We start from the raw sequence: 11,987 nt of genomic DNA on the forward strand, positions 1-11,987 counted from the left end.
AGATGTTATAAGTCATACTCCATTATTTATAAATATCTTTTATTCCACTTTTCCTCCTTTCTAAAAGCATATATATTTTTACAAATTTTTTATTTAACCTATCATATTTCTACTATAAAACCTTTCTTATAAGTAACCGTTATAAATTCACATTCATATTATAAATCAAGAAATGTAAAACACCCAAAGGAGAACAAACTGAAAAAATCTAAGCTGTTTTCTATACACCTATTTATGTTTCTATTGCTAATGAATACTTTAAATATGAAGGCTTGGACATTGAATTATCCACTGGGCAAGGCTCTAAACGAGCTATCTCCAAAACACAAGTTTTATAATTAAGAGATTGTACATAAAAGTTAATAAAAATAAATCCCTACGATTTTAAAATCGAAGGGATTTATATCTTATGATCTAAAATCCATGCTTTTATTTGTTCTTTATCAATATTACCAGCTGCTACTCCTAATCCTAAATTAGTTAGTTCATTTTGAGTATATTTAAGGTTTATATTATTTATTTTACATAAAAGCCTTAACGCAACTATACCAACCCGTTTATTTCCATCAATGAATCCATGATTCTTGATTAATGAATATGATGTTACAGAAATCTTTTCCTCGATAGTTTTATATAATTCTTCTCCACCAAATGTTGACAGCGAAAGTTCTAATGCACTCTTAATCAATTCAGCATCTCTTATTCCTTTTGATCCACCATGAGCTACTATTGTTTTTTCATGAATATAAAGTAAATCCGAATAAGTTATACTTTTCATTTTGCTAATTCCTCTAGGGTTTCATTATCTTCAATCATAATTTCATCTATCAAACTTCTTCTTTGTTTTAATTCTTTTTCCTTTAAAAATTCCATAAAATCTATAACCTCAGCTAACTTATCTTCAGGTATTTCTTTAGATAGTTCTATTATTCTTTCTGCTATCGTCATTCTTATTCCTCCTTAATAATTAAAATAATACTTTATAAATATTCTATTTAAATTATATCACAAATAATAACTTATAAAACAATCCACTTATAAAATTTCGTTAACCCAAATTTACTTCTGAAATTTTTAGTAAACACTTCTTAATATAATTTCATCATAAGTTCTAATTAATCATTTTGTACTATATAAATGATATAGAATTCCCCCAAGCTTTCATGCGCACTATATGTAATTTACTATTCTTTTCAATACTTTTAAACTCATGAGGAATATTATTATATAAATTTAAGTAATTAGTTGGTACAATAGCTAAATCAAAACTATAAATATTTTCATATAATCCTAATGATGCTTCCCATGGTAACGCATCTGTTAAATATACTACAGTATTAGGGAAATATTTTGATAGTACATTACACCCAGTCCATATAACTTTCTTTGCACAGTTATCCATCTCTCTAGTTTTAAAATCTTTGATTACTTCATCTTCATCAAACATAAGTGAAAATTCAATCCAATTTCCCTTTAAACCTTCAAATCCTTCAGGAGTATATCCCTCAATTAATGGTCTAATAAAAAAAGAATTCTCACCAAAACTTATTCTTTCACTTTGCATATTACATCCTGTATACATAAATCCATTTTTACTTAACTCCCATTTAACATTAGCAACATGAGTTTTTGTGTAATGTTCTGAAAACCCCAACTCTTGTAAAGCAAGTATAAAATTTTTTAATAAATAATTGAAAGTTTCTTTATCATATTTAATAAAACATTGTATAAAAACATAAGCCGGCATATTTAGTTCTCCTTTTTTTATACTTTGATTTTCATTTTTAACTATTTAACTTATATGAAAATTATACCATATAACCAACCTTTTTATATGCTCCTATGTATGTTTCTATTGCTAATGGCTATTTTAAAGATGAAGGCTTAGACATTGAATTATCCACTGGGCAAGGCTCTAAACGAGCTATCTCCAAAACACAAGTTTTATAATTAAGAGATTGTACATAAAAGTTAATAAAAAATAAACACCATTCCTTCAGTAAGCTAGCTGTTGTTTATTTTTATGATTATACTTTAGGCCAATAATTTAATTTCTATATTTTTTGTACATCATTTTGATATTTTATTATATAATATAATTACACATAAGTTGAATTATACTATCTATGTTAGGAGAAAGATTTATGAATGCAAAAGAATTCGTTGAATTATTTTACATAGAAAAAAATAATATGTTGAAACAGTATTTTAGCAATCTCAAAGATACTGAAGTTGGATTAAAACTAGATAATCTCGGCTTAACTTCGGATCAACTAGAAAAGATGCACGGTGTTATTAACACAGTTCTTACAGACACTATGTATACCATTTTATTAGGACTAGATGGAGAAGCTTCAATTGGAAATATACAACAAAAGTATAGATTATATGATGAAATCGGTTATGAGCTAACAAATAGCAGTGAAATAGAAGAATATGCATATGAATATTTTCAGGAAGACAACTGATTTTTTAGAATACCATATTATTTAGAAATAAATTTTATGGTATTTTGAGTTTGTAAGCCAAATCAATTATTTAATAATTTCAGTAATATCTAACAATATAATAGATTATTAAATAATTACTCATCACAAAACTTTTTAAAGACACCCTCAAATTCATTCTTATTAATCAAATGCTCTATAACCTCTTGTATTCTTTTTCTACTAACCTCATCTACAAGTAGCATATTAGCTGCCCAAAAGTATTTTCCACATAAACATTCTCCTGTATTTTGATTATTTTCAATAAGTTTATTAATATTGCTGTAAGTGAAAAAAGATGCTACCCACCTATCCCAAATATCAAATTCTACTATAACGTCTGTATTATCATTATGGACATTCCATTCCCCTTCTACCCATTCCTCTGCCTCTATCCATACTTTATATTTATCTCTCCCCATAAATCCTCCCTTAATAATCTACTACATAACATCTTTTAATATTTTAATTTACAAATTCAATTAGAACTGCTTCATTAAATTCTTCTAAAGCTAATTTATCATGAGAAATTAAAGTAACATTATTTCGAATGGCATAAAACCGTACTGTTACAGATGGTGATACTTCAAACTCTTTTCCATCATCAAAACTCATAACAATATCAAATGATTGTGACGAATACTTTGTTTTTAAAATGTCTTTTATTAATTTTACCATAGATAATCCAGCTTCTAATAAAGCTATGCTATCTTCTGAACTATTTATATAAATCTCATTACAATCCCATTCTAATTGCATAAGATTTTCTCCAGTTGAATTTGTGGTATTTTTATTACTTATATTGCAACAGTTATCCTCTAAATAAAAGAAAGGCTCTCCAATACAATTTACCCCTTGTAGTATCCTTAAATCATTGCTATCGCTTGTTTCATTCAAGTTAGAATTTATAGTTATTTTATTTAGGTAACTTCCCATTTCTTTATTAAATATCATTCAATTTCCTCCTAATAAAAATAGCATTTAACTTTAATAAGCTATACGGCTATTTTTAAGATTATTAAATATAATAAGCTATTTTCACATTATAAAGTATTGAATATTATAAATGCATCACTCCACACAAATCCTTGGCTATTTAATAAAACATCTCTAAGTTTTATAATTTTATTCAAAGTTTTTAACAACTTCAATTTTTCCTCTAATATACCTATTAAAATCTTCTAACTCTTCTGCTGGTATCCATAACTCTTGATGATAACTCTTTCCTACAATTTGTATTTCAAATTTTGATATATATGTGTCATCAACTTCAAATTTTAGAACATATCCTTTGTATTGAGAATTTATATCTTTTGTATTCCATCTTTCTGCAATTTCTTCTGCGTATTTTTGATTGAGAACAGGATAAAATATAGGTTGTTGTGGTAATCTAGGTGGAAATGCAGTATAATCAGTTTTTTCTATTAACTCTAATTCAGCTTTCCCCACTGGTCTAAAAAGTAACATAAAATCATCTCCTAGTATTTATTTTTAAATTTATCTCACCCTTATACTAATCTCAAATTAATTTCGAACTAAATTATCACTTTCGACATTTCTATAACTATCCACATATTTTTCTCATCATATTCTTTTACTTTTCCACTAATATATTGATTTGGGTATATGCTTGTAACTGGTGAATTTCTTAAACACTTATCATAATCCGTAATTGCTAGTGTAGTTTCATTTAATTTAATAATAATTCCTTGTGGGTAAATAACCTCTACCTCTCCTTTTACTTCCATACCTATCTTAAATTTATTCTTACTGTAGTTCCATTCTTCTTTATATAGATTGCAATGCTTATCCCAAATTTCCTCAAATTCTATTTTTGTTATTATTTTAAAGTTTTTATCTTCTATATCAAAATCATCTGGTGTTATACTACACTCTGATAAAAAGTAATCTAACATTTTATCTTTTCTATTTGAACCCACAAGTTTGTCCTTTGCTAATAACACTTGTCTCTCTACGTAGTTATTAATTATTTCATAAAAAACAGTACATTCCTGTCCAATTTCAAACGAATCATCTGTATCAGTATATTGCATATAAAAATTCATAGTCACGCCCCTTAAACACCTATTCAAATATATATCATTTAAAAATTTTTACATTAATGAATTGAAGTTATATATAAATATTTTAGAATATATTCCCTTTCAAATTTAAATTTATCTTCCTAATTTTCACCATAACTTTTACATGACATGAAGATCCAAAAATTTTAAAGTTATATTCTTCTCATCAATTTTCTTTATATGAAATCTAGCTGTTAAATCACTCAATTCACCATTTAAGGGAATGCAATCGTAATGCACCATCCCTATAACATTTTCATCTTTAAAATTCAAGTCACGACTTACTTCAATACTATTTATTATTTTATCCTTTTCTTTATTATCAAAGATTGAAGTAATTTTATATTCCTCAGGACCAAACATTTCTTTTATTTCTTCGCGGGTATAACCAATGACCCCATAACCATATACTGCTTGTTCTAATAAGTCAGGTGTCCATTCAGCTTCTAAATTATCAGAGGAAAACATAGAAAGTGCTTCCTCGTATTTCTCAACAGCTAAAAGTTCATTCCACTCAATAACCATATTTTTAATTTCTTCATCACTTACATCAATGGATAATATCCTCACTTTACAACTCCCCTCTCAAAATATAAAACTCTTCGTACTCCATCTATTTATAGTAATTAAATTTAACTTGGAATTTATAGATGTCATTATTCTTAAATAATAACTACTTTAACCAATTATCTAATCCTACTAATAATCTTTCTTTATATTCATCAGAATTACACTTATTTATAAACTCCTTATATTTTTCAACATCAGTCTTGTTTTCTAAAACAACTGTTTCTATAATATCCATTCATCCCATTCTTGTTCTGGTGCTGAATAGTGTATATTGAGATTTATATTAAAAGTTGCCTTTTCAATAATGCACTCCTTTTCAAATTACTATTTATATTACTCAATCTTAAATAAGAGCTTGTACCGATAATTTATAAAGGATAAACTTTTTTGCAATTTTTCAGTTCAGCACAATCTGATTTAGAAATATATATTTCTACTGATCTTGATAAATCATTTTCTAAAAACATTTCCTTTTTGAATATATCAATTATAAATGGATAATTTTGTTCCGCTGATGTAGTTTTCATCCAAATACCAATTGGATTATTTTTACCTTCTAAATAATCATATCCATTATCTATTATTCTCTTATCTGATAATTCCTCAATCCTATCAGGTACCGTATAGCTTAAATCTAAATCAGGATTTTCTAATAATTCAGGGTTTAATTTAATTACTATTGTCTCCATACATACTTCTCCTCTTCTATAAATCATCATTTACCTACATGCTATATATAAATTAGTTTTTTCTACATTTTTTCACTATTTTAATTAAACTTATATGAAAATTATATCACACTCTCCTTTCTCTTAACATAAATCAAAATCTAAGTATATAAATATTGTTTTATTTTAATCTTTTATATTTCTAATACAAAACTCTTCTTATAAGTAACCGTTGTAAATTCCTATTCATATTATAAATCAAGCCATGTAAAATACTCAAAGGAGAACAAAATGAAGTTGTTCGTTCTTTTTTCTATGTTTCTATTTATGTTGCTATTTCTAATGGATACTTTAAAGATGAAGGCTTGGACATTGTTTTATCCACTGGGCAAGGTGCTGAAAGAGCTATCTCCAAAACACAAGTTTTATAATTAAGAGATTGTACATAAAAATTTACAAAAATAGGCATCTAACTTTATCATAAGCTAGATGTCTATTTTTATAGAGTTATATTTTCAGAAAATAACCTTCTTTCTATATTTCTTGCATATCTTTTTAAGATTTTATTATATAAAGTATTAACACAACACCTGAATATGAAAATATTGTGAACCAACTACTGAAATTAGAGATACTGAAAAGTTTCTTTGAAAACTGAATAATACGGTGAAAAACAATACTTAATCAATTGGTTTTATATGATATAATTATTATTAACTAAGTTAGAATGATTTTAAAATACTAACAAAATAATTAATTGAAGGTGATCAAAATGGATAATATGGATGTGCCAGTGTGTGGAAAACTAGCAAGATTAGAATTATTGAAAAAAGATTTTGTTGAACAAATAGAAAATTGTATATCCTCCGAAGAAGTCAATCTGACAGTTGGCTGGTATTTAAAATATGGTTTAGCTATCGGTATACCAAAGGAATGTTTAATAGAGTCCATTCACGACAATAGCGACCTATATAAAACAGCAAAATTATTGACTGATATGGATATTTTACAGGGCAGAACACCCCCTCTATTTAGGGAAGGAGATATTGTTGAGGTAATTGTTAATGTCAAAAATACAACATATCATAAAGGCGTTATTTTTAAGACAACCTATCATTTTGTTGAAAATGAATGGATGTATTATATAATTGAAAACAATAAAAAAATAAGTAAAAGATATTTTAAAAATGATTTAGCGTTAATTAATAAAGCAAATTTTACTAATTATTAATTAGTAATTTTCTTATTTAATGTCACAACAATGAAAACAAAATAAATATTTAAAACACCGTACTATTTAATTGAATTTTACGGTGTTTTCAGTTCGCAATTCAAAGATGATATGAAGTATCTCCTATCTTTTACAAATATCTTTTACTCCTTTCTAAAATCATATATATTTTTACAAACTTTTTATTTAGCCTATCATATTTCTACTATAAAACCCTTCTTATAAGTAACCGTTATAAATTTCTATTCATATTATAAAGCAAGAAATGTAAAATACTCAAAGGAGAACAAAATGAAAAAATCTAGACTATTTACTATTTTATCTGTACTTATGATAATGGTTTTAACATTGGTTTCCTGTGGACCTACTAATGATAAAAAAGATACTTCTTCAGACGTTAAAAAAGTAAAACTAAATGAAGTTGTTCGTTCTGTTTTCTATGCTCCTATGTATGTTTCTATTGCTAATGGATATTTTAAAGATGAAGGCTTGGACATCAACTTATCCACTGGGCAGGGTGCTGAAGCAACTATCTCCAAAACACAAGTTTCATAATTAAGAAGTTATACATAAAAGTTTATAAAAATAGAGATCTAACTTTATTATAAGCTAGATCTCTATTTTTATGGAGTTATATTTTTAAAGAATAACCTACTTTCTATTTTTGTTTCATATCTTTTCAAGATTTTATTATATAAAGTATCAACACAACACCTCAATATGAAAATATTGAGAACTAACTACTTGATTTAGGGATGCGAACAATGTTCTTTGAAAATTGAATAATACGGTGAAAAAATAAAATTAAAAATATCATCTATTTGAAAATGATAAGCAACCATTTTCAATTATATGGTATAATTACAAATAAACGAGTCGCACTCGTAAAATATGACGTACTACTCTAAAGCAAAATTGGAAATGATATTTAGTACTTTAAGATGCTAACATGGAGCAGTAATGTTGCATATATGTAGTATAAGCGACATGAACGTCGGGAATACATGGCTAACACAAGGTATATTATTACATTTTTGAAGTAATTTAAAAGTTATATGAAATTACCTTTATTACGGGGAGGTCGATTGATGGAAGTATTAATTAATGAATTTAGAGAAGAATTAGATTCCTTTTGGAAGTGGGAAGGTTTATCTTCAGATGAATACGAACGTGGTGAAAAGTATTTTAAGTATGAGGAATTCTACTATCCAAATTGGAATGGTCTAATGCAATTTGCTGATAGGGCTATTGAGATTATAAAAACGGTAGAGAAAAGCCATGCTTTAGCAAATCTGCTTCTTGAGGTAATAGCAATTGATAACGAAAACGAAATAACTATGGAAAAGTGCGAACAATTACTTGAAATAGATGCTATTAGACTTCTTTCTGAAGTTGCAATAAAATTTCCCATGTATGAGGCAAGGTGGCAAATTGCAGAATTAATTGGAAGAAGTGATAACGATAATTGTAGACGGTACCTCCTTGATTTTGTTAGAGACGAGCATAAATATGTTCAACGAAGGGCTTTAATTTCTTTGAGTAGAATATATCCTCAGAAGGCAGAGGATATATCGATTGAGAAACTGACTGACTCAGATGACTACTTAAGGCTTGTGTCTATTAGAATATTAAAAGAGTTGGATTCAAAGTATTTACCCACAGCAGCCAAATTATTAAAAAATGATACATTTAAATATGTCAAAGAAGAATTAGAATTAATAAAAGAAGATATTTTAAATTTGGGAGACGCTAAAGGTAACTTCATATAACAAAATACTCCCGACATTTGCCAGCCTAAGATAGGAGCTATCTAAGTCTGGCAAATGTCGGGAGTAAGAAACGTTGATACGCAATCTTCTTATTTAACGTCACAACAATGAAAATCGAATAATTATTTAAAACACCGTATTATTCAGCAATGAGTTTTTCGGTGTTTTTAGTTCGTACTTCAAAGATATTATGCATTACACTCTACTATTTCAGATATATTTTTATGACCTTTTATTCCTTTCTAGAATATATTCTTTTTTACAAAATCTTTCTTTATCCTATCATATTTGTACAATAAAACCCTTTTTATAAGTAACCGTTGTAAATTCCACTTCATATTATAAACCAAGAAATGTAAAACACTCAAAGGAGAGCAAAATGAAAAAATCTAAGCTATTTACTATTTTATCTGTACTTATGATAATGGTTTTAACCTTGGTTTCCTGTGGACCTGCTAATGATAAAAAAGATACTTCTTCAGACATTAAAAAAGTAAAACTAAATGAAGTTGTTCGTTCAGTCTTCTATGCTCCTATGTATGTGTCTATTGCTAATGGCTATTTTAAAGATGAAGGCTTGGATATTGATTTATCCACTGGGCAAGGCGCTGATAAAACAATGCAACAAGTCTTGAGTAAAAATGCTGACATTGGTTTTTGTGGACCTGAGCAAGTTATCTATACCCACAATCAAGGTAGAGATGATTACCCCGTAGTTTTTGCTAAACTTACTGAAAGAGATGGTTCTTTCCTTGTTGCTAGAAGTAAAAATGATAATTTTTCTTTTGATACCCTTAAAGGTAAAACTATTATAGGGGGTAGACCTGGTGGTGTTCCTGAAATGGCTTTGGAATATGTTCTTAAAAATCATGAACTTATTCCTAATAAAGATGTAAATCTAATAACTAATATTGACTTTACCGCAACAGCTGGCGCTTTTAAAGCTAATATTGGTGATTATGTTGCTTTATTTGAGCCTACTGCTTCTATGCTTGAACAAAATAAATCTGGATATATTGTAGCTTCTATTGGTAAGGAAGCTGGTGCTCTCCCTTATACTTGCTTCTTTAGTACTAAATCTTATATGGATAAAAATCCAGATACTATTTTAAAATTTACTAAAGCTATTTATAAAGGTCAAGAATTTGTTAGAACACATTCTGATTCAGAGGTAGCCAGTAAAATTAAGAGTTTTTTCCCTGGAACCTCAGATGATATTTTGATTAATGTTATTAAGAATTATAGACAGGTTAATGCTTTTTCTAGTGATCCTAGTTTGAAGGAAGAAGATATGAATAGGCTTATGGATATTATTCAATCTTATAATAAAAACCTTCTTCCTAATAGACCTAGTTTTAATACTATGGTTAATAACTCATTTGCTGATAAGGTAAAAGAAAAAAATTAATTATTCTTATTAATATAATATAATTTTATTCGCCTTAAATTGTCACTTAGGGAATTTGTCACCTTAAGTGATTACATAAATTTATAGACTTTAAATTAATTATTTACTTTATAAAACTTTTCATTACTAATAATATTTGAGGTGGAATAAAATGAGCTATTTAAATATAAATGACATTTCTATGAATTATCACTCTAAAAATGAAATTACAGAAGCACTTAAGAATATTAATTTTGTCGTTAATGAAGGTGAATTTTTAAGCATTTTAGGTCCGTCAGGTTGTGGTAAATCGACCCTTTTAAATATTATAGCAGGACTTATAACTCCGTCCTCTGGAAACATATTTTTTAATAATTTAAAAATAGAAAATAGTGAAGATATCTTTGGTTATATGTTTCAAAAAGATCACCTTTTCCCTTGGCTTACCGTCTATGAAAATATTGTTCTTGGCTTAAAAATCAAAAAAACTTTAAATAATGAAGCTAAGGATAGAGTTTTGTCACTTATTAATCTTTATGGACTCTATGATTTTAAGGATTATTTTCCAAAACAACTTTCAGGAGGCATGAAACAAAGAGTCGCACTTATTAGAACACTTGCCTTAGAACCTAAAATACTACTTCTAGATGAACCATTTTCAGCTTTAGATTATCAAACTAGGCTTAAAGTGTGTGATGAAATTTTTTATATCATAAAAAGAGAAAAGAAAACTGCTATTATGGTAACACATGATATAAGTGAAGCTATTTCAACTTCTTCCAGGGTCTTAATGCTTTCTAAAAGGCCTGCAACAATTAAAACTAGTATCAATATTAATTTTGGAAATTCTGATTTATCACCTCTTCAAAGACGAGATAGTACAGAATTTAAAGATTATTTTAATTTATTATGGAGGGAGATTGATTAGATATGAAACGAATATACAATAATAATTTAAGTGAACTATATTCTAAAGAAGCTTTACTTGAACATGATAAATTTTTAAAAAAAGAAAAGTTTTATAAAATTAAACTTACTATAACTAGATTAGGTATCTTATTAATATTTTTTGCTCTTTGGGAAATTGCCGGAGATTTAAAATGGATTGATCCATTTTTAACTTCTACTCCTTCTAGAATTTTAAAAAGCATCATTAAATTTTATTCTGAGGGCAGCCTATTTAGGCATATTTATATAACACTTTATGAAACTGTACTCGGTTTCATTCTTGGAACATTGCTTGGAAGTTTAATTGCAGTTATTTTATGGTGGTCAGATTTCTTATCAAAAGTTCTAGATCCTTATTTAGTAGTTTTAAATGCTCTTCCAAAAGTTGCATTAGCACCTATTATAATATTTTGGGTTGGAAATGGTATAACTGCTATTATAGTTATAGCCCTTCTTATATCAATAATTGTAACCATAATAAGTGTGCTTTCTGGTTTTAAAGAGGTGGATAATGAAAAACTAAAACTTATGAAAACCTTTGGTGCTTCAAAGTTCCAAATTTTAAAATATCTTATTATTCCAGCCTCTATTCCAACACTAGTTTCTGCTCTTAAAATAAATGTAGGACTTTCTTTTGTTGGAGTTATTATGGGAGAATTTTTAGTAGCTAAAGATGGTCTCGGATTTCTTATAGTTTATGGAGGACAGATAGCTCAACTTGATATGGTTATGATGAGTATCTTAATTTTAAGCTTAATTGCATATCTAATGTATAAAATCGTTGCTTTGTTTGAAAATAAACTTAGACATAAATATTAATAATTTCCAATTTAACTAATTTAAT

Annotated in this window: 19 protein-coding genes; 9 read left to right on the plus strand and 10 right to left on the minus strand. The window is 27.4% G+C overall.

The window, feature by feature from the left end; all coding sequences use genetic code 11:
- Positions 1 to 400 precede the first annotated feature (400 nt).
- The 3 genes from BUB01_RS14545 to BUB01_RS14555 form a co-directional block, all read right to left on the minus strand.
- The gene (locus BUB01_RS14545) at positions 401 to 778 is read right to left on the minus strand and encodes a type II toxin-antitoxin system death-on-curing family toxin (protein ID WP_072989362.1); all 378 of its coding nucleotides are present in this window, start codon (positions 776 to 778) and stop codon (positions 401 to 403) included.
- Positions 775 to 948, minus strand: coding sequence for a DUF2281 domain-containing protein (locus tag BUB01_RS14550; protein ID WP_072989365.1), 174 nt, complete (start codon positions 946 to 948; stop codon positions 775 to 777). The genes BUB01_RS14545 and BUB01_RS14550 overlap by 4 nt, the downstream gene beginning before the upstream one ends.
- Before the next feature lie 181 nt (positions 949 to 1,129).
- Positions 1,130 to 1,747 carry a hypothetical protein gene (locus tag BUB01_RS14555; protein WP_072989368.1) on the minus strand — a complete coding sequence of 206 codons (618 nt, stop codon included), beginning with the start codon at positions 1,745 to 1,747 and terminating at the stop codon, positions 1,130 to 1,132.
- A 95-nt stretch (positions 1,748 to 1,842) separates the two neighbouring features.
- On the opposite strand from BUB01_RS14555, the gene BUB01_RS14560 reads away from it, so the two are divergent.
- Together BUB01_RS14560 and BUB01_RS14565 are read left to right on the plus strand one after the other, a co-directional pair.
- A complete protein-coding gene (locus BUB01_RS14560; protein WP_084108827.1) occupies positions 1,843 to 1,950 on the plus strand; it encodes an ABC transporter substrate-binding protein in 108 nt (35 codons plus the stop codon).
- Positions 1,951 to 2,126: 176 nt separating this feature from the next.
- Positions 2,127 to 2,468, plus strand: a complete 342-nt coding sequence (locus BUB01_RS14565; protein WP_242958411.1) for a hypothetical protein — start codon at positions 2,127 to 2,129, stop codon at positions 2,466 to 2,468.
- Between the two features lie 116 nt (positions 2,469 to 2,584).
- On the opposite strand, the gene BUB01_RS14570 is transcribed toward BUB01_RS14565, so the two are convergent.
- From BUB01_RS14570 to BUB01_RS14595, 7 genes are all read right to left on the minus strand, one after another.
- Positions 2,585 to 2,908 (minus strand): hypothetical protein, encoded by a 324-nt coding sequence (locus BUB01_RS14570; protein WP_072989374.1) that lies wholly within the window; start codon positions 2,906 to 2,908, stop codon positions 2,585 to 2,587.
- Between the two features lie 43 nt (positions 2,909 to 2,951).
- Positions 2,952 to 3,440: a hypothetical protein gene (locus tag BUB01_RS14575; RefSeq protein WP_084108830.1), complete on the minus strand. Its 489-nt coding sequence runs from the start codon at positions 3,438 to 3,440 to the stop codon at positions 2,952 to 2,954.
- A gap of 171 nt (positions 3,441 to 3,611) precedes the next feature.
- The gene (locus tag BUB01_RS14580) at positions 3,612 to 3,953 is read right to left on the minus strand and encodes a hypothetical protein (RefSeq protein WP_072989377.1); all 342 of its coding nucleotides are present in this window, start codon (positions 3,951 to 3,953) and stop codon (positions 3,612 to 3,614) included.
- A 68-nt stretch (positions 3,954 to 4,021) separates the two neighbouring features.
- Complete coding sequence (locus BUB01_RS14585) at positions 4,022 to 4,552, minus strand: hypothetical protein (RefSeq protein ID WP_072989380.1); 531 nt, start codon at positions 4,550 to 4,552, stop codon at positions 4,022 to 4,024.
- Positions 4,553 to 4,690: 138 nt separating this feature from the next.
- Positions 4,691 to 5,140 (minus strand): hypothetical protein, encoded by a 450-nt coding sequence (locus tag BUB01_RS14590; protein ID WP_072989384.1) that lies wholly within the window; start codon positions 5,138 to 5,140, stop codon positions 4,691 to 4,693.
- Between the two features lie 103 nt (positions 5,141 to 5,243).
- Positions 5,244 to 5,375, minus strand: a complete 132-nt coding sequence (locus BUB01_RS23830) for a hypothetical protein (protein ID WP_278337143.1) — start codon at positions 5,373 to 5,375, stop codon at positions 5,244 to 5,246.
- A gap of 133 nt (positions 5,376 to 5,508) precedes the next feature.
- The gene (locus tag BUB01_RS14595) at positions 5,509 to 5,829 is read right to left on the minus strand and encodes a hypothetical protein (RefSeq protein WP_072989387.1); all 321 of its coding nucleotides are present in this window, start codon (positions 5,827 to 5,829) and stop codon (positions 5,509 to 5,511) included.
- A 314-nt stretch (positions 5,830 to 6,143) separates the two neighbouring features.
- Here BUB01_RS14595 and BUB01_RS23710 point away from each other — a divergent pair, with 314 nt between their 5' ends.
- The 7 genes from BUB01_RS23710 to BUB01_RS14630 all read left to right on the plus strand — a co-directional run bounded on the left by BUB01_RS23710 (position 6,144) and on the right by BUB01_RS14630 (position 11,962).
- Complete coding sequence (locus BUB01_RS23710) at positions 6,144 to 6,239, plus strand: hypothetical protein (protein WP_242958415.1); 96 nt, start codon at positions 6,144 to 6,146, stop codon at positions 6,237 to 6,239.
- A gap of 341 nt (positions 6,240 to 6,580) precedes the next feature.
- Positions 6,581 to 7,039 (plus strand): hypothetical protein, encoded by a 459-nt coding sequence (locus BUB01_RS14605; protein ID WP_072989390.1) that lies wholly within the window; start codon positions 6,581 to 6,583, stop codon positions 7,037 to 7,039.
- Positions 7,040 to 7,330: 291 nt separating this feature from the next.
- Positions 7,331 to 7,594, plus strand: coding sequence for an ABC transporter substrate-binding protein (locus BUB01_RS14610; protein WP_072989393.1), 264 nt, complete (start codon positions 7,331 to 7,333; stop codon positions 7,592 to 7,594).
- A 533-nt stretch (positions 7,595 to 8,127) separates the two neighbouring features.
- A complete protein-coding gene (locus BUB01_RS14615) occupies positions 8,128 to 8,808 on the plus strand; it encodes a HEAT repeat domain-containing protein (RefSeq protein WP_072989396.1) in 681 nt (226 codons plus the stop codon).
- Positions 8,809 to 9,187: 379 nt separating this feature from the next.
- The gene (locus BUB01_RS14620) at positions 9,188 to 10,216 is read left to right on the plus strand and encodes an ABC transporter substrate-binding protein (protein ID WP_072989399.1); all 1,029 of its coding nucleotides are present in this window, start codon (positions 9,188 to 9,190) and stop codon (positions 10,214 to 10,216) included.
- A gap of 151 nt (positions 10,217 to 10,367) precedes the next feature.
- Entirely contained in the window at positions 10,368 to 11,123 is a 756-nt protein-coding gene (locus tag BUB01_RS14625) for an ABC transporter ATP-binding protein (protein ID WP_072989402.1), read from the plus strand.
- 2 nt (positions 11,124 to 11,125) lie between these two features.
- On the plus strand, positions 11,126 to 11,962 hold the full coding sequence (locus BUB01_RS14630; RefSeq protein ID WP_072989404.1) for an ABC transporter permease: 837 nt from the start codon (positions 11,126 to 11,128) through the stop codon (positions 11,960 to 11,962).
- Positions 11,963 to 11,987 lie beyond the last annotated feature (25 nt).

The organism is Clostridium cavendishii DSM 21758 (assembly GCF_900141845.1).
GTDB classification, from domain to species: domain Bacteria; phylum Bacillota; class Clostridia; order Clostridiales; family Clostridiaceae; genus Clostridium_AG; species Clostridium_AG cavendishii.